This window comes from Rhizobium sp. Root708, from assembly GCF_001429725.1.
Classification (GTDB): Bacteria; Pseudomonadota; Alphaproteobacteria; order Rhizobiales; family Rhizobiaceae; genus Rhizobium.
Genome location: NZ_LMHV01000025.1, coordinates 1 through 17,201, shown reverse-complemented (window position 1 = coordinate 17,201; position 17,201 = coordinate 1). Strand labels below are relative to the sequence as shown.

Below are 17,201 nucleotides of genomic sequence, written 5' to 3'. Positions count from 1 at the left end.
TCGTCTCAACCCACGGCCAGATTGCCAATCTTTTCCATCTTCATCGAAAACACCTGACTGCCGCCGACCACCGCCAACTCCGCGCCCACGCCAGCACCGCCTGGCGTGAAATCGCCTTGTCGATCAAAGGGTGAATTCACGCCGAAGCACGATCGCGTGCTCTGCTCGGTTAAGGCGACGCCACCCCGCCAGCTTATCCAGGACGGCCTGCATCTCGGTTGTGGGCTTGGCCATTTCCTGGGCGTGAACTGAAGGCACCGCAAGGAAAAGCGAGGAGAGAAGAACTGTCGAGGTCAAAATGCGGTGGTTTGCTAAGTTCACTGGCGTGCTCCTTTTTTTGAAATCGCACCACGAACCTTGCTTGGGGACGCTTGTTCCCTGCAAACCTGCGTTTTTCGTAAAGCGATTCAAAACCTTCTAAGCGCGCAACACCGTGACGGCCTCACGCACCAGACTTTCGAGCCGAGCAACGACCTCACTGGCCAAGAACGGTTTTTCCACGAGTGGAACACCGGCATATTTTTCTGGAAACTCGTCGGCGGAATAGCCGCTTGTAAAGACAAACGGAATGCGGCGGGCCTGCAAGGCGTCGGCGACCGGATAACACAGCTCTCCCCGCAGATTGCAGTCGAGAACCGCCACGGAAATGGGTGAATGGTCAGAAATCAACTTCAGCGCGTCTTCAACGCTGGAAACTGGGCCAAGGATAATGGCGTCAACCGCCTCCAACTGCTCGATAAGCTCCATCGCGATCAGATACTCGTCCTCGACGATCAGCACCGGCAGATTTTTCAGATTGGATACGGTCATCACTGGCACTCCCGTGGAACACACGTCAGACTTGGCAGTTTACAAAATGTTCCGATCCCTGGTGGATTTATTGCGAAAATTCAGCCATCGCCTTACACTTGATACCGAGCAATGCGCCGCTGACAAGCATCGGCCCGCGTTTGGAGTCGATGATGACGTCACATAACCTGAAATTTCCCATTGTCGGGATCGGAGCCTCAGCCGGCGGCATTCCCGCGATGGAAGGGTTCTTCAAAGGCATGCCACGAGATTGTGGAATGGCTTTCGTGGTCGTCACCCACCTTAGCCCTGAGCGGGAAAGCCGCCTCCATGAAGTCGTCGGCCGCTATACGGAGATGGATGTGATCCAGGCATCCGACGGTACACCGGTGAAACCCGGTGTGGTCTATGTCATGCCTGAAAACACCATCCTGACCATCAAGGATGCTGTTCTCCTTGCGCATCGGTTACCGCCAGGGGCTCGCGAGCGAAAGCCCGTTGACGTTTTCTTGAGCGAACTCGCCGATGATCAAAGAGAATACGCCGTTGGCATCATTCTATCCGGCGGAGATTCGGACGGGACGCTGGGCACAAAGGCAATCAAGGAACGGGGCGGCCTGACCATGGCTCAGGTGGCCGACGGCTCCGGCCCGAGCAATCCCGATATGCCGCAGAGCGCCATATCCACGGGCATGATTGATTTCGCTATCCCCGTTGAAGACATGGGAGAGAAGCTGACGGCGTTCGCACGCAGTTTCGAGTTGGTAACGGATCTCACCGCTGATCAAGGGAATCATACCGAGGCGGAAACGGAGCAAGCCCGCCATGCCATCTGTGCTATCCTCAAAAGCCATACGGGACATGATTTTTCCGGATACAAGACTAAAACCTTCTTGCGCCGCGTCAAACGCCGTATGCAGGTCAAGCAGCTTAATCTTCTCAGCGCATACCTCGATTATTTGCGCAGTGAACCGGAAGAAGTCATGGATCTCTTCCGGGATTTGCTGATCAACGTCACCAATTTTTTTCGGGATGCGGATGCCTTCAAGATCCTGGAAACCGATATCGTTCCTAAACTCTTCGAAGGCAAAAACGCGACCGATACGGTTCGTGTCTGGATTCCGGGCTGCGCTACCGGGGAAGAAGTCTATTCCATCGCCATTCTGCTGCGAGAACATATGGACACGCTCTCGGTCGTGCCGCGGGTGCAGATTTTCGCAACCGACATCGATGAACCGGCCCTTGGAGTGGCAAGAGCCGGCCGCTATCCGGAGACACTGCTCGATGGCGTCTCGCTTGAGAGGCGGCAGAAATACTTGTTGAGCGACGGCGCAAGCTTCGTGATCGCCAACGCAGTGCGTGAATTGTGCATCTTCTCACCGCACAGCGTCATTCGGGATCCACCGTTTTCCCGTATGGATCTGGTCTCGTGCCGCAATCTTTTGATCTACCTCGGAGCGGATATCCAGAATAAGGTCATTCCGACGTTTCATTATGCGCTGACACCCGGCGGATATCTTTTCCTCGGGACCTCGGAGGGCCTAAGCCAGCATACTGACCTGTTCACGACGCTCGACAAGAAAAACCGGATCTTTCAGGCACGCGAGCACACTGGACCGGTCCATCGGTTGCCGATGCTGAACGGCGAGGAAAGATACAACGTCTTCCCTCAAGCGAAACTCGAAGCCAGGAAGAACGGCTTTCCGCTACGCCAGGCGGTGGAAGGGCAAGTCCTCGAAAGATTTTCACCGCCGCATGTGGTGGTGAACGCAGACGGAGATATCGTCTATTACTCTGCCCGGACCGGAAAATATATCGAAGCAGCACAGGGAGCTCCGAACCGGCAACTGCTCAGCATGGCAAGGCGGGGCCTGCGGCTGGAGCTGCGTGCCGCTTTCCGCGACGCCGTTGCGACACGCCAACAGGTCAGGCGCGAGAATATCGTGCTTGATGACGACGAGGACCGGATCCAGCTGGTCAACCTGACGATAGAGCCGCTCGCCGGGCGCGCAAGCGCCGAAACGCTTTATCTTGTCCTGTTTGAAAACGTCGGTTCGTCGAAATTGCGCTCGGATGCGCAACGCGAACAGCCAAATATTGACGGAATCGCTGAGCTCGAGCAAGAACTCCGCGATACGCGCGAGCGTTTGCAGTCGACCATCGAGGAGTATGAGACGGCGCTCGAGGAATTGAAATCTTCGAACGAAGAGTTGGTGTCGGTCAACGAAGAGGCTCAATCCTCCAACGAGGAGTTGGAAGCATCAAAGGAGGAGATGCAGTCTCTGAATGAAGAGCTGAACACCATAAACGCCGAGCTCAGCACCAAGGTTGAAGACCTTGATGGCGCCAACAGCGATCTCAGAAACCTATTCGCTGCCACTCAAATCGCGACCGTGTTCCTTGATCGCAACCTCGTCATTCGCAACTTCACGCCGGCCGCTTCCGCCTTTTTTAACGTGCGCCCCTCCGATATCGGCCGCCCACTGACGGAGCTGTCGAGCGATCTCAATTATCCGGAATTGAAGGAACACATCGCGGAGGTGTTTTCCACCGGCGGCGATCGCGATCATCACCTGTCACGCGACCAAGCCGGTCGATATTATCTGGCGCGTTTGATCCCCTATCGCGGCGAGCATCAGAAAATCGACGGTGTCATCGTGACGCTGATCGACGTCACTAGCCTGGCCGAAGCGGAGGAACAGCAAAAGGTATTGATCTCGGAACTGAACCACCGCGTGAAAAACATGCTTGCCGTGACGATCACGATCGCTACGCAAACACTGGCGACATCATCCTCCCCGGAGGCTTTCAACGAGGCACTCATCGGCCGGCTGAAATCCATGTCGCGAGCCTATGGACTTCTCACACGCGAGCAGTGGAAAGAAGCCGCCGTCGGCGATCTCCTGGCGCAGGAACTCTCGCCATTTGGGAATGACCGGTTCGTCCTCAGTGGCCAAGAGTGCAAGCTCACCCCGCAGCGCGGCCTAGCTCTCAGTATGGTGACGCACGAGCTTGCAACGAATGCTGCAAAATACGGAGCACTCAGCACGACAGAAGGGTCCGTGTCTGTGGAATGGAAACTGGAAGACGGCAATTTCGTTATGAAGTGGATAGAACGAGATGGCCCAATGGTTTCCAAGCCGGAGGCCAAGGGTTTTGGAAGCGCGCTACTCGAAGGAGAAATAAGTTACCGGCTTGGCGGAAAAGTGGAAACAAAATACGAGCCACACGGTTTGACGGTCGATTTGTCGTTTCCCTTGGTCTCAAGAGGCTAACACCTCCACCACTCGCGTACGCGTGACACCAACCGAACAGGCTTTGAAACGTGAAAAAACCTCCACTATCGCCCTACATGAAAATGTTTGCCGGCAAACGGGTGCTCGTCGTCGAAGACGAGTTTCTGCTTGCGGACGAAGCGCGCCGGCGGCTGCAAGATCTCGGAGCGCATGTCGTCGGGCCGACCGCCCGCGTCGATCGTGCCCTGGAGCTCGTGGAAGGGCAGCACGTGGATGCTGCAATCCTCGATGTCTTCCTGGACGATAAACTGGTATTTCCGGTCGCTACCAAGCTTGACGAGCTTGGTATACCTTTCGTCTTTGCAACCGCTTACGACGCTTCTGTCATTCCGGAGCGTTTTAACGGCTATGTTCTGTGTGAAAAACCGGTCGAGCTTGAAAAGATTGCCAGGGGACTGTTCGAACCGAGAGAAACGGATGGTTGATCCTACGGAGACCTGCCAAGCCTCCGTTCCTGGCCTTCCAAGTTTGCTAGGAGACGATTTCTGGCCCGGTTGATACGGCTTTTGATCGTGCCGACGGCACATCCGGCCTCCGATGCGGCCGTCTCATAGCTGTCGCCGAGCACGACGACTTGCATCAAAACGTGCTGCTGGTCGGCGCTTAGGTGCGTCATTGCACAGTCGAGTTCCCGAACCGCGACCGACCATTCCTGGGATGGGGCCGTGGAAACTGTGTCAAAAATGGCTTCCACGGAAGCCGGGCCCTCGCGCCGAGCATTTTTATAGTGCGTGCAAAACGTGTTGCGCATGACGGTAAACATCCAGGACAGAAGTTTCGTCCCTTCTTCGAATTTGTCTAAGTTAGACAGTGCCTTAAGCAAAGTCTCCTGGTCTTCAGCGTCGGTGTTCTGTAAGATCACGTCGCTGGCTCATTTACCCGCGTGCCAAGCAGGTACTTGATCGGCTGAACCTCTTAGTCGATCATCCACGCGGGACTCGAATGCCGTCGCTCGCCATTTATGGCGACAGCGGCATGGGCAAGACGATGATCATGAAGCGCTTCCGTGACCACCACCCACCAAGCTTCAACCCGCTTACCGGCAGGCTGAGACACCGGTTCTGGCAATGGAGATGACCAGCCGGCCTAGCGAACGGCGGTTCTACGCCGAACTTTTGACCCTGCTCGGCGCACCACAGCGACCGCGTGCCGATATCGCCCAGATGGAGCAAGCGGCACTGAGGATCATGGAAGCGATTGGCGTGCAGGTTTTGGTGATCGACGAGGCACACAACATTCTCGCCGGAACCTATCGCGAGCAGCGCATCGTATTAAATACCTTGCGCTTTCTCAGCAACCGCCTCCAGATCTCCCTCGTGTGTTTCGGCGTGAACGACGCTCGTGAGGCCATTGGTGGCGATGTCCAGTTGGCGCGTCGCTTCGATCAGTTCACGCTGAGCCGGTGGGCCGCAAATGAGCAGTTCGAAATGTTGGTCGCCTTGATACTGCGAAATACTCCATTGCTGCACCCGTCGGTGCTAACCGCGAAATCACTGCGGCGAATACTGCAAGTCACAGAGGGCATTACTGCCAACATCTTCCACATCGTCAACTCACTGGCCATCGAGGCAATCGAAAGCGGAAGAGAGCGGATTACCGACGAAGCCATTGAGAAATGGGAGCCAAAATTCGACGCGACGCAGCATTCGCGTGAAGACGAACTCATGCGAACGGCCACTGCCGGTAAGGCTGGCTCCGTACGCCGATGAGCTTTTGTCGTCGTGGATCGCCCGACATGCCGCATTCTATGCGATCTCTCCCTTGGCCATGCTTCATCATTGCCTCCCCGAATTGCTATCATTACGCGCCGCCGATTTGAATCTCACCGAGGATCAGGTCGTCCGCATCGCCCACATATTCTCGATCGAGCCCACTACGCTCCGCCGCATGACGTTCTCGAATATTCCGCAATCATCACGGCGAATGATCGCAAGCGAGCCTCGACAATCGTGCTCTACCTGCCGCCGAACGGCCGACGGATTGCCCGTCATCCTTCGAAGCCAATTCTTAGGCTGGCGGATCACCTGCCAGCTTTGCGGAGGCACATTACAGACAATTGGCGGGAATGACGGCCCCACTCCCTTCGGCGGCTATCACCATGCAGCGCTGATGGGGGAAGAAATGCTCGACAACGAGGCTGAGCATGGTATCCCAAACTGGGTATCGCCGAATGAGATTGCCCGTCTCCTGCTAATGCGGCGCGTTCCAAAGTCGGTGCCCGGTTACGAACCGTCGGGCTATAGGCTGCTCGGTGTCATCATTCCTGATCTCGACGACGTCATGCAGATGAAAACCAGCAAACTTCCGAGTCCAGCAAGCCCGATCTTGCCCATGTATTTGCGCCCTGCCCTCTTGGCAGGTGTCGCCATTGTCCAGCATGCCGGGCCCGAAATGCTTCGCATGCTGAGTGGCCATATGATGGGTGAGAACAAAGCCCGCTTCGACAGCGCTATAGAAGAGATCGTAGACTGTTCGCGTCAGTCGCTTGGATCGTCACAGTTGCACTTAATTTGAGATTCTCGGCCGACAGAATCTCTAATTAAGTGCCAAATGGGAAAACACCGGCCGCAATCTCACGGTTAACTGCCAAACGACACGAGACGATGTAATTGCCGTGATTACTCATCAGCGGCGGCATGGCGAAGTTCGGCAGGCGGATCGAGCCGGCCGGGCCGAGCAGCAGGAAGTGATCGTCCTTGACCTCGGTCTTGAATGGATGATCGCTCTCCTCACGCCAGTCCGGCAGCAGACGATCGATGCCGATCGGATCGACGACGGCGCCCGACAGAATATGGGCGCCGACCTCGGCACCCTTCTCGAGCACGACCACCGCAACCGACTACTTGACCGCCCGTTGAACGGGGCCAAACCAACAAGGCAATAGCGATCGAAACCACCTTACGCTCTACGAACCATCGTCGAAGGGAGCCTTCTTGTAGGAAGAAGGACTGCGACCCACTATTGCTTGAAACTGAGTTGAGAGGTGAAAGGCGGAGCTGAAGCCAAGCAGTCCGGCCACTTCCTTTACCGACTTATCGGTATTCGCGAAGATGTCTTGCGCTCTGCGAATTCGCAGCGATACCAAATGCTGCTTGGGCGAAGAACCTGTCTTTTCTCGAAAGACGCGCCTGAAGTGGGAGTAGCTGACACCAAGCTCCTCGGCCAGTTTCTCCACCGAGACGTGTTGCGTGCAACGCTCCATCAACAGGACGCGGGCTCGTTCAACCAGTCGATCGGCTGGCGCCGCAGACGCGAGTTCACTTTGCCGTGAAAGCAGAGCCAACAGTTGCAGACCGAGGGTCGAGATGAGCGACTGGTTGGACAGGCCTTCCTCAATCGCAAGACGATGGATCTTCTCAAACACGTCCGCAAATTCCGAGCTTGAAGGCAGCACCGACCGAGCAGGGTCGATCAATCCCGCTGTGCGGGCAAAATCAAAAGCGGTGCTTCGACACTCGATCCAGTTTTCGGTCCATCCAAGCTCGGCATCCGGGGCGAAGCGATGCCAGACGCCGGGAAAGAGAAGAACGACCGAACCGGCGCGCACCTGTTGCGTGCGGCCACGATGTCCGAATTCGAAAAGCCCCTGCCCTTCCGAGATAAGGATCACCTGGTAGGCCTGCAGGATGCGGCCTCGCTTCCAGTCGAAATGATGATCGTCGGGATGGCGGATCGGCGGATACGGCGAACGAGGCATGATTTTCGTATGCCCGGTGGAAACAGCGGTGCATCCCCACGCGGAACACAGGCGATTGTCGGGCAAGTAAAGGAAATAATTCCGCGTCATGGATCTCGATCGATAATCAGTTTTTGTATGCTTCAGATCATTTTTGAAGAAAAGAGCGTGATGTCAACTCGCATCTGTGGTGCTACGGTTTGCCGAGAGGATGGAACCGATGGCGACGAGCCGCCGGTCCAGTAATAGCCGAGCCGCACGTCTTTGCGGCCCTGGAGGAGGCAAGACAGTGTCATCATTTCCGAACGTGGTCGGCGCAAGCCTGCCGCAATGCCCTTTTTGCGGCCGCTCATCGGCGGAGTGCGCATGACGCACCGCAAGTTAAAAGTCGGCCTCTTCGGGATCGGGCTGGCAACATATTGGCCACAGTTTAACGGGCTCGAGGAGAGGCTTTCGACCTATGTCGACCAGATGGCCGAAAAGCTCGCTCGTCCGGATATAGATGTCATCAATCTTGGCTTGATCGATACTCCTGAAAAGGCCTTGGACGCTGGTCACCGGTTCCGCGAAGCCGATGTCGATATCATTTTTCTGCATGTGACGACTTACGCGCTGTCCTCCACGGTCCTGCCGGTTGTCAGGCGAGCGCGTGTACCCGTCGTGATCCTCAACCTGCAGCCGGAAGCCGCTATTGATTACCGCAGCTTCAATTCACTCGGCGACCGGACGAGAATGACCGGCGAATGGCTGGCGTTCTGTGGCGCCTGCCCGGTGCCAGAGATCGCCAATGTCTTTCGCCGCTCGGGCGTCGCCTTCCATCAGATCACCGGCACGCTGCACGGCGACCAGATTGTCGACCGTGAGATCGCCGATTGGATCGATGCCGCGCGCGTTTCCCATGTCATGGCGCACAACAGGCTGGGCGTCATGGGTCGGTATTACAACGGCATGCTCGATATCTATTCCGACCTGACCGCCCACACGGCCGCCTTCGGCACGCATGTCGAAATTGTCGAAATCGACGAGTTGGCACGACTGCGGCGGGAGACAACGGAAGCCGAGATTGAAGCACTGCTGGCCACGATAGAGGATGGATTCGACATCGATCCCGATTGCGATCCGGCGGAATTGCGAAGAGCCGCCGGTACGGCCGTTGCCCTGCGAAAATTCGTCGATCAGAAGAAACTCGGTTCGCTCGCCTATTACTATGAATCGACGCCCGGCCATGAATATGAAGACGTGATCACCTCCGTTATCGTCGGCTGCTCACTTCTGACGGCGCAGGGAATCCCGGTGGCGGGTGAGTACGAGGTCAAGAACGTCCAGGCGATGAAGATCATGGACAGCTTCGGGGCGGGCGGATCCTTCACCGAATACTATGCAATGGACTTCCTAGAAGACGTCGTGCTGATGGGACACGATGGGCCCGGCCATATCAAGGTCGCTGAAGGTAAGACCAAGATAAGGCCTCTCAAGGTCTATCACGGCAAGGTCGGTTCCGGCGTCAGTGTCGAGATGTCCGTCAAGCATGGCCCGGTGACGCTTCTTTCCGTCATAGAGAGAGAGGGACGCATCGTTCTGCTCTGCGCACAGGGACAGTCGGTTGCAGGACCGATCCTCGAGATTGGCAATACCAACAGCCGCTACAGGTTCGACATCGGCGCCCGCCGGTTCGTCGAAGACTGGAACGCTCAAGGGCCGGCGCATCATTGCGCCGTCGGCGTCGGGCATATTGCAACAAAGATTGAAAAACTCGGCAAGCTCCTGGATCTCGAGGTGGTCCAGGTCTGCTGAGTACCGCTCGTGACCACGGTCAAGGCCATGGTCGAAAACAGTTCAACAGGGTGAGGAGGACCTGAAATGCAAATGGGACGTATGAAAGATCTAGCCAGCAGGGGCGGATTCAAATGGCTGCTCGTCGCGGCTGCCCTGGCCCTCGCGGGCCACACGGCAAAGGCCGCGGAAATCCATCTCGACGCCCCGGCGCCGACGCCGCCGGCCGAAGTTGCCAAATTCGAACCGATCGCACCGGGTAGCGCAAAGGGACTGACCCTTGGCTTCACCCAGCTTATCCTTGGCGTTCCATTCACCGACGCGCTACAGCGCGGCATGGAAAAGGCATCGGAGACCGCCGGCTTCAAGCTCGTAACCTGCGATTCGAAGATGGACGGGGCAACCGCGCTTGCTTGCGTCCGCCAGTTCAAGACACAGAACGTCGATGGCCTCGTTACCTTCCAGGCAGATGCGGCCGCGGCCGCCAATATCTGCGCCGAAGGTCCGAAAGTTCCTGTCATCGCGATCGACATCCAGCAGAAGCCTTGCGAGACGGCCTTCGTCGGTGCCGCCAATTCCTATGCCGGCGAGATCGTCGGCCACGAACTCGGCATGTATTTCGGCAAGAACTTCAACTGCGAATATGATGCCTTCGTCTCGCTGGAATCCACTGCGGTGGGCGTCGTCAATGATCAACGCATGGGCGGCATTCGCAAGGCATTCGAGGCCGTTTGCGGGCCAGTTCAGAACCTGCGCATCATCGATACCGGCGCAGGCGGCCAGGCAGACGCCGCACAGCGTCAGGTTACCGACACGCTGACCGCTTTGCCCGGTGCCGGCAAGATCATCACCGTTGGGATCAATGAGGATGTCATCACCGCAGCACTTGCCGCGGCACGCACCCAGGGGAGAACGCAGGACCTCTATCTTGGCGTCCAGAATTTCGATCCGGACAATTGCCAGATCTGGACCGCTCCGCACTTTATCGCCACCGCCGCCTACTTCCCTGAGCGTTACGCTGACCTGATCGTCCCGAACCTGGTGAAAGCAATCAAAGGCGAGAAGATCAACAGCCAGATCTTGGTTCCCCATGAGCTGATCACGCCTGAGAATGTCAGCAAGGTCTACCCGGAGTTTGCCTGCAAATGACGACGGACTTCCTTGCCGTCCGCGGCATCAGGAAATCGTTCGGCCCGGTTGAGGTCCTACATGGTGTGGACCTCAACCTCGCCGCCGGCACGATAACCGCGCTTCTCGGAGAAAACGGCGCCGGGAAATCTACCTTTGTGCGCATTCTGGCTGGAGACCACCGGCCAGACGACGGAACGATAACTGTGGACGGCAAGGCATCCTCCTTCCACAGCGTCAGTGATGCACGCGAAGCAGGCATCCGGCTGATCGCTCAGGAGATTGCCGACGCCCCAACGCTTACGGTTGCCGAGAACATCGTTCTCGGCGCTTGGCCAACCCGGGGTGGCCTTCTTGATCGGCGCGCGATGCTGCGAATGGCGCAAGAGGCGCTCAATCTTCTCGGCGCCGAGCTGCCGCTGACAGCCAAGGTGGCGAACCTTCGCCTCGGCGAGCGCCAGATCATCGAAATCGCGCGCGCAACGATCGGCGCATCGAAATGCATCATCTTCGATGAGGCGACGGCCGCACTTTCGGACGTGGAAGCGCGCAAGCTCTTTCAGTTGATCCGCCGCCTGGCCGAGCGCGGCGCGGCCGTTCTCTACATCACCCACAGGCTCGACGAGGTCTTTGCACTGGCAGACCGCGTCTGCGTTCTGCGCGACGGTCGCGTTTCGCTCGACCGTCCAACCCCCGAAATTAATCAGGAACAGGTAATCGAGGCGATGGTCGGGCGGGCAGTTGCTCATGCCCGTCATTCGCTCCCAGCCCCCCAATCGACAGCCGAGCCGGCACTCGAGGCCGAGCGTCTTGGCTCGGACGCGTTTTCTGATATCTCGTTCACGCTGAGACCCGGCGAGATCCTCGGCATGTACGGCAAGGTCGGGTCCGGCGTTCAAGAGCTTTCCGCCTCCTTGGTCGGGGCGCGCCAGTTTGACAGCGGCAGGCTTCTCGTCGACGGCAAACCGAAACATTTCCGGCATCCCGCCGAGGCGATCGCAGCCTCGATTGGTCATTTGCCCGCCGATCGCGCCACCGAAGGATTGCTGCGCACCATGTCGCTGGCCGAAAACCTTTCGGCCCCGAGTTGGTCGCGACTGGCCCGGCACGGTATGCTGAGCCGCGAGCGATTGAGCTCGGCCTATTCCCGATGGCATCGCGAACTTAGAGTGAAGGCGGATCCATCCGGCAACCAGCGGATTACCGAACTCTCAGGCGGCAACCAGCAGAAAGTGCTGCTCGGCCGCTGGCTGGAGGCCGGCTCCAGAATACTGGTGCTAACCGAGCCAACGCGCGGTGTCGATGTTGGCGCTCGCCAGGAAATTTACCGCGTCCTCGCTGAACTGGCTGCCAAGGGCCACGCCATCATTATCGCGACCTCCGACTACGAGGACATCAATGCAGTGGCCAGCCGCGCGCTTATCCTGGTCCGGGGGCAGATGATCGCCGAGATCCCGCACGACCGTATTTCAACCGAAAGCCTGACCGAAGCCGCGGGAGGCGGTGTCCATGCATGACAATCTGCAATCCAAGGCCATGACAGATATCGAACCGACCGGCGACAGGACGTCGCTATGGCGAAGGACCCCGGAATCGGCCGCGCTGCTCGCTTTCCTGCTCGTAGAGATCATCTTCTTCTCCTTGAGCTCGCCATACTTCCTGACCTGGGGCAATTGGGTCAACGTTATCACCGCCCTGTCGATAACGGGTGTTCTGGCGGCAGGTGGGACGATGCTGCTAATCGCTGGTCAGTTCGACCTGTCGGTCGGCAGCGGGGTCGCCTTCGTCGCGCTAGTGATGGCGCTCACCGTAAACAGTATCGGTATTGTTCCCGCGAGCGCGCTGGGCTTGCTCGTCGGCATGGCAATCGGTGTCATCAATGGTTTCCTGGTGACGAAGATCGGGGTCAATGCGCTGATCACGACACTCGGCACTCTCGCGATCTTCCGGGGGCTCACTCAATCAATCGGTGGCGGCAAGAACTTGCTGATATCGAACTTCGACTGGGCGATCTGGCGGCCCTTCCTTAATATTCCGATTTCCGCGCTCGTCTTCGTTCTGGTGGCTGTCGTTGTTGGAATTGTTCTGAAACGCACGGTTTTCGGTCGGTCAATCTATGCGATCGGGGCCAATGAGAACGCAGCGCGCCTGGTCGGCATCAAGACGAAACGCGTGGTCTTCTTGAGCTTCCTGCTTTCGGGCGGCTTTATCGGGCTGGGTGGCCTGATGAACGCCTCGCAGCTTGGATCGACCTCCGGCACAACGGGTCTCGGCCTTGAGCTTGCAGTGGTCACTGCAGTTATCCTCGGTGGTACGTCGCTGAAGGGCGGAACGGGCACGATGTTTGGAACAGTGATCGGCCTACTAATTGTCGGCGTTTTGAACAATGGACTGACGCTGATGAATATCAACTCGTCCTGGCAGCAGGCCGCCGCCGGCTTCCTGCTCATCCTTGCCGTCTCCTTCGACCAACTCCGGCAACGTCTCGTCGGGGGGCGTTGAGAGCGATGCAAGCGACATTCAGGTTGCTCGACAACGTCGACGTGACGATGCGGGACGGCGTTATCCTGAAGACAGACATCTGGCTTCCTGCCACCGATGATGCCCGTCCCGTGCTTCTGCAGCGGACACCTTACCGAAAGGAAACGCCCTTCGGTTCGCAGTATATCTCGGCGCTCGAGTTTCAGACCGCGCTTCGCCGCGGCTATGCGATCGCGGTTCAGGATACGCGCGGCCGCTATCAATCAAGCGGCGAATTCGTGCCCTTTGAGTTTGAGGGGCGCGACGGCGCCGACACGATCGAATGGTTGAGATCTCAGCCGTTCTGTAATGGGAAGGTCGCGATGTTCGGAGCATCCTATGTCGGCGCAACGCAAGTGCTGGCACTCTCGGAAAACCCGACTGGCTTGTCAGCGATCGCGCCTCAATTGACAACGGCCCGCCATGACGACACTTGGATGTATCGGGGTGGCGCGCTCGAGCTTGCATTCTTGCTCCTATGGATAATCGAGTCGCTGGGCCTCGACCATCTCCAGCGTCGAATGGCAACCCTGCCCCCGGGGACAGGCGAACGTGCGCTGGCGCTGCTTCAGCGTCTCCAGCAGGAACCATCCGCCGCTTTCGCTCGGCTTCCCATTCTCGACAAAGCGCTGATCGAACTGGCTCCATATGTGCGCGATTGGTTCGACCCAATAGCGATGCGCGGCGAACACGCGTCCGATCGCTCCGCCTGGACAGAGCACAACACGACCCCAATGCTCGTCGTCGCGGGTTGGAACGACATTTTTCTCGAAGGTTCGCTCGAGCTTTTTCAGAAGGCCAGGTCGCGGTGGCCGGATCAGGGCCCTGTGCCTGACCGCCTGATTATCGGCCCATGGTCACATGGAAATCCGAGTGACTGGCAGGGAAGCGAATGGCTGGGTTATGCTGCTTCGACCGCAGACCTACCTGAAGAGAACCTCGCCTTCTTCGACGATATTCTGATGGACCGCCAGCCGACCTCTCCCGTGGTTCGTTACTTCCGCACGGGCTCGAACAGCTGGCATTCGGCGCCGGAATGGCCCTTACCGAAGACGACCCTGGTGTCGCATTTTCTCAACTGTGAGCGTCACAGTCTAGACACGTTGCCCGGACCAACGACAAGCACCGGCTTCGTGTCAGATCCTTCATACCCGGTGCCAAGCCTTGGTGGAGCGACTTTCCTCCCCGGCCTTCTCCAGGGTCGCAACTCGGGCCCAATCGAACAGTCAAAGGTCGAAGCACGCGACGATGTCTTGGTGTTTACCGGGCAACCCTTGAGACAGGATCTGGATGTGACCGGATCTGTGAGCGCCCTTCTCTGGGTTAGCTCATCCGCTTCGACCTGCGACTGGACAGCCAAGCTGTGCGACGTCGATCTTGAGGGGCGCAGTATCGGGATAGTGGATGGTATCGTTCGATGGAGAGCTGATGCCGCGACAGACGATATATCGGTCGCAGTCACGGTTCGCCTTGGACATATCAGCCGACTGTTCAAGAAGGGGCACCGGTTACGACTACACGTCGCATCTTCAAATTTCCCTCGGTTTGACCGCAATCCGCAGTCTCACACACCTTCCACGCTTGCGCATGAATCCGAGTTTAAGGTCGCAAGTCAGACCGTGTACTCCGGACCTGCAAATCCAAGCTGCCTGCTGTTGCCGATTGTCGAAAATGCCCCGCTGTGGGGGACAAAGCTCACGAAATCACAGATTTCCACTCTATAAGCGGACCCGTCGTTATAATGCCACCGTTCCATTTGACGGGCACGAGAACGTTGCTCGGACGCCGAATTCACCAAGGTATGTTGCACGCCGTCCCAGCCCTGCTGGCGCCGGGAATTAAGGAACGGCCACATCGCACAACAGCTAACTCCACGTTCTGTTAAAGTATTCTATGACTGCGGCGCTCGGCGGGAAGGCTGCTCCCAACCTCAGAACGTCGCCAGCGCCTCCCCCTCCCCGACTACAATTAGAAAACAAAGGAGCATATCGGAGCTTTCAGCATAGCGGCGCGCGTACGCGCGCGGAAAGCGGGAATTCGCGCCACACGAGGGCGTGAGGAAGGGCAGCCGCAGGAGCGTTAGCATAGCGGTCCGAAGGAGATGCGGGATCGACTGCCCACGCCCGCGTGTTCTGCATTCCGGACGGGCCGTCAGCGAGAGCAATTTCAGAAATCGACCCGGCCCCTCTTCCGCTGTGTACAATCCACACACATCCTTTGATTGTGAGATTAACAGAAATCTCGTAATACGTTTCGATGTGCAATCGTGACGGAACCGCTAGGATGGATGTGATTCACACCGGCCGATTTTCCCTTAGTGCTTGATTGTCAATCCGGGAATTTGTCCCCTCTCAAGGTGGTATCAGCGCCAATATTCGGTCGTGCCTACAGACGTTGTGAACCGCGACATGGCCCATTGCTCGCGAATACTGTTTATAAAAATACGATAACGCATGAACGACAGAGATGCGCTCTCAGACCTTGAACCGCTGCAGCTACCGTCGCATTCGATCCGCCGGTAAGCCCTTTCGCGGAACGCACCTCTAGATTTAACGCCGGCCCTCAACAGCGCGCTTAAGGTTACGCCAACCATATCGGCGATATCAGAGGCGACGTAAGGAACCTTATAAAGACCACCCTGTAGGCTTTTAGGTAGGGCAGGCAGAGCAATGCAGATCGATTTACAAACCCTTTGGTACTTAACCGTCGGAACGCTGCTGGTGTCAGCGTCGCTTCTCCTTTGGGAAAGGCAGGCACATCCAGGTCGCGCACGTGTGCTCGGTGTTCTGACCGCGGCACTCTTCGCGTTCGTTCTCGGGTGCGTGCTTGAAATGAACCGCAGCCACTTTCCGGTCGCGTTCGGCATGGGGGCAGTCAACATCCTAATGATGTTGGGCTACCTTCTGGTTCTTAACGCAATAGCCGGCCTCGACGGTCAATGGTATTTCTGGCCGTCCGTCGCAGCGTTGTGGTTCATAGCCCTCGCCTGGGCGATCGCTGGCACGCACTTCCCGGCCGCCTTCTGGAACCATGTCTCGTCTATCCCCATCGCGCTGACCTGCGGCCTGACAGCATGGATACTTCTGCGCAGCCGCACAATCCAGAGATTGCGCTCTGGTCCGATCGCCGTATTGATCTCGGCCGTCCATGCCGTATTCTACCTTGGCCGGGCGTTCATTGCCCCATTTCTCCTCCAATGGTACGGGCAAGATATTATCTCCATCGTCGGGGAGGCGACGATGTACGAGGCCGTCTTGTACTCGGTAGCGATGCCGATGTCCTTTCTGATGATTATTCGAGAGGAGGAAAAGCTCCACCTGCTCCGCATGTCACAAACCGATCAGTTGACCGGGCTTGCAAACCGTCACGCCTTTTTTGAGCAGGCAGCTCGGATCCTCCGGGAGCGGCATGGTGACCCCGTCTCCCTGCTCGCCTTCGACCTCGACCACTTCAAGGCGATCAACGACCGTTATGGACATCTAACCGGAGATAAGGTTTTGCAGTTGTTCGCCGAAACCGCCCGCGAAGAAGCGGGGCCCGACGCGCTTATTGTCCGGCTGGGTGGTGAGGAATTCGCTGCGCTTCTGCCGCGGTGCGACCATTCCCAGGCTCTCAATCGCGGCTCGGTGATCGCGAGCCGGTTCGCCGAAACAGCCGCTCGGGCAGAGGGTTTGAACACCCAGGCCACCGTCAGTATCGGCCTTGCTGCACCGGACTGCCACGACCTCGCCGGGATGCTTGCAAGCGCCGATGGCGCGCTGTACCGGGCGAAAGCCCTTGGGCGGAATCGCGTTGAGACCGCACGGCCAAACGAATTGCTGCTGCACCCCTCAGCCGATCCCTTGCATCATCAATTGCGGATAGTGGCGATGGGGGCGTCCTGATTCGATATAGCGCTTTTGGACGAGAGCGCTCTTGAAGGTGAATAGCCCCTAGATTTGTAGACGCCTTCTCCCCTAAACTTGAGGCAGGAGGCCTATATGGGCAAAGGCAATTTCACAGAAGAGTTCAAACGTGAC

12 protein-coding genes and 3 pseudogenes are annotated in these 17,201 nt (G+C 57.7%); 11 read left to right on the top strand and 4 right to left on the bottom strand.

From position 1 onward, the window contains the following. A pseudogene (locus ASE04_RS30175) lies at positions 1 to 134 on the top strand (IS6 family transposase); the annotation flags it as partial. 283 nt (positions 135 to 417) lie between these two features. On the opposite strand, the gene ASE04_RS16620 reads toward ASE04_RS30175, so the two are convergent. After that, positions 418 to 810: a response regulator gene (locus ASE04_RS16620; RefSeq protein WP_056819203.1), complete on the bottom strand. Its 393-nt coding sequence runs from the start codon at positions 808 to 810 to the stop codon at positions 418 to 420. Positions 811 to 962: 152 nt separating this feature from the next. Between ASE04_RS16620 and ASE04_RS16615 the strand changes: the two genes are divergently transcribed. Both ASE04_RS16615 and ASE04_RS16610 read left to right on the top strand, forming a co-directional pair. Continuing rightward, positions 963 to 4,064, top strand: coding sequence for a CheR family methyltransferase (locus tag ASE04_RS16615; protein ID WP_056819210.1), 3,102 nt, complete (start codon positions 963 to 965; stop codon positions 4,062 to 4,064). Between the two features lie 77 nt (positions 4,065 to 4,141). Next, the gene (locus ASE04_RS16610) at positions 4,142 to 4,510 is read left to right on the top strand and encodes a response regulator (RefSeq protein WP_056819201.1); all 369 of its coding nucleotides are present in this window, start codon (positions 4,142 to 4,144) and stop codon (positions 4,508 to 4,510) included. 2 nt (positions 4,511 to 4,512) lie between these two features. On the opposite strand, the gene ASE04_RS16605 is transcribed toward ASE04_RS16610, so the two are convergent. Further along, positions 4,513 to 4,947: a sigma-70 family RNA polymerase sigma factor gene (locus ASE04_RS16605; RefSeq protein ID WP_056819200.1), complete on the bottom strand. Its 435-nt coding sequence runs from the start codon at positions 4,945 to 4,947 to the stop codon at positions 4,513 to 4,515. On the opposite strand from ASE04_RS16605, the pseudogene ASE04_RS31675 reads away from it, so the two are divergent. Next, a pseudogene (locus ASE04_RS31675) lies at positions 4,935 to 5,794 on the top strand (TniB family NTP-binding protein); the annotation flags it as partial. The gene ASE04_RS16605 and the pseudogene ASE04_RS31675 overlap by 13 nt on opposite strands. After that, on the top strand, positions 5,736 to 6,599 hold the full coding sequence (locus tag ASE04_RS30165; protein ID WP_244490444.1) for a TniQ family protein: 864 nt from the start codon (positions 5,736 to 5,738) through the stop codon (positions 6,597 to 6,599). The pseudogene ASE04_RS31675 and the gene ASE04_RS30165, both read left to right, overlap by 59 nt. 43 nt (positions 6,600 to 6,642) lie before the next feature. Here ASE04_RS30165 and ASE04_RS16590 read toward each other — a convergent pair. Together ASE04_RS16590 and ASE04_RS16585 are read right to left on the bottom strand one after the other, a co-directional pair. Continuing rightward, a pseudogene (locus ASE04_RS16590) lies at positions 6,643 to 6,921 on the bottom strand (electron transfer flavoprotein-ubiquinone oxidoreductase); the annotation flags it as partial. Positions 6,922 to 6,990: 69 nt separating this feature from the next. After that, entirely contained in the window at positions 6,991 to 7,782 is a 792-nt protein-coding gene (locus ASE04_RS16585) for a helix-turn-helix domain-containing protein (RefSeq protein ID WP_244490443.1), read from the bottom strand. 345 nt (positions 7,783 to 8,127) lie between these two features. On the opposite strand from ASE04_RS16585, the gene ASE04_RS16580 reads away from it, so the two are divergent. From ASE04_RS16580 to ASE04_RS16555, 6 genes are all read left to right on the top strand, one after another. Beyond that, positions 8,128 to 9,555: an arabinose isomerase gene (locus tag ASE04_RS16580; RefSeq protein WP_056819207.1), complete on the top strand. Its 1,428-nt coding sequence runs from the start codon at positions 8,128 to 8,130 to the stop codon at positions 9,553 to 9,555. 66 nt (positions 9,556 to 9,621) lie between these two features. Continuing rightward, positions 9,622 to 10,683 carry a sugar ABC transporter substrate-binding protein gene (locus tag ASE04_RS16575; RefSeq protein ID WP_056819193.1) on the top strand — a complete coding sequence of 354 codons (1,062 nt, stop codon included), beginning with the start codon at positions 9,622 to 9,624 and terminating at the stop codon, positions 10,681 to 10,683. Further along, positions 10,680 to 12,179, top strand: coding sequence for a sugar ABC transporter ATP-binding protein (locus ASE04_RS16570; protein WP_056819192.1), 1,500 nt, complete (start codon positions 10,680 to 10,682; stop codon positions 12,177 to 12,179). Before ASE04_RS16575 ends, ASE04_RS16570 begins: the two co-directional genes overlap by 4 nt. After that, the gene (locus tag ASE04_RS16565) at positions 12,172 to 13,164 is read left to right on the top strand and encodes an ABC transporter permease (RefSeq protein ID WP_056819190.1); all 993 of its coding nucleotides are present in this window, start codon (positions 12,172 to 12,174) and stop codon (positions 13,162 to 13,164) included. The genes ASE04_RS16570 and ASE04_RS16565 overlap by 8 nt, the downstream gene beginning before the upstream one ends. Positions 13,165 to 13,169: 5 nt before the next feature. Continuing rightward, positions 13,170 to 14,906: a CocE/NonD family hydrolase gene (locus tag ASE04_RS16560; RefSeq protein ID WP_056819188.1), complete on the top strand. Its 1,737-nt coding sequence runs from the start codon at positions 13,170 to 13,172 to the stop codon at positions 14,904 to 14,906. A gap of 945 nt (positions 14,907 to 15,851) precedes the next feature. After that, entirely contained in the window at positions 15,852 to 17,066 is a 1,215-nt protein-coding gene (locus tag ASE04_RS16555; protein ID WP_056819185.1) for a GGDEF domain-containing protein, read from the top strand. Positions 17,067 to 17,201: the final 135 nt, after the last annotated feature.

What these genes read in the sequence shown, in the direction of transcription:
- ASE04_RS16620 (WP_056819203.1), bottom strand. Translation starts at nt 810, where the DNA reads ATGACCGTATCCAATCTGAAAAATCTGCCGGTGCTGATCGTCGAGGAC.
- ASE04_RS16615 (WP_056819210.1), top strand. Translation starts at nt 963, where the DNA reads ATGACGTCACATAACCTGAAATTTCCCATTGTCGGGATCGGAGCCTCA.
- ASE04_RS16610 (WP_056819201.1), top strand. Translation starts at nt 4,142, where the DNA reads ATGAAAATGTTTGCCGGCAAACGGGTGCTCGTCGTCGAAGACGAGTTT.
- ASE04_RS16585 (WP_244490443.1), bottom strand. Translation starts at nt 7,782, where the DNA reads ATGCCTCGTTCGCCGTATCCGCCGATCCGCCATCCCGACGATCATCAT.
- ASE04_RS16580 (WP_056819207.1), top strand. Translation starts at nt 8,128, where the DNA reads ATGACGCACCGCAAGTTAAAAGTCGGCCTCTTCGGGATCGGGCTGGCA.
- ASE04_RS16575 (WP_056819193.1), top strand. Translation starts at nt 9,622, where the DNA reads ATGCAAATGGGACGTATGAAAGATCTAGCCAGCAGGGGCGGATTCAAA.
- ASE04_RS16570 (WP_056819192.1), top strand. Translation starts at nt 10,680, where the DNA reads ATGACGACGGACTTCCTTGCCGTCCGCGGCATCAGGAAATCGTTCGGC.
- ASE04_RS16565 (WP_056819190.1), top strand. Translation starts at nt 12,172, where the DNA reads ATGCATGACAATCTGCAATCCAAGGCCATGACAGATATCGAACCGACC.
- ASE04_RS16560 (WP_056819188.1), top strand. Translation starts at nt 13,170, where the DNA reads ATGCAAGCGACATTCAGGTTGCTCGACAACGTCGACGTGACGATGCGG.
- ASE04_RS16555 (WP_056819185.1), top strand. Translation starts at nt 15,852, where the DNA reads ATGCAGATCGATTTACAAACCCTTTGGTACTTAACCGTCGGAACGCTG.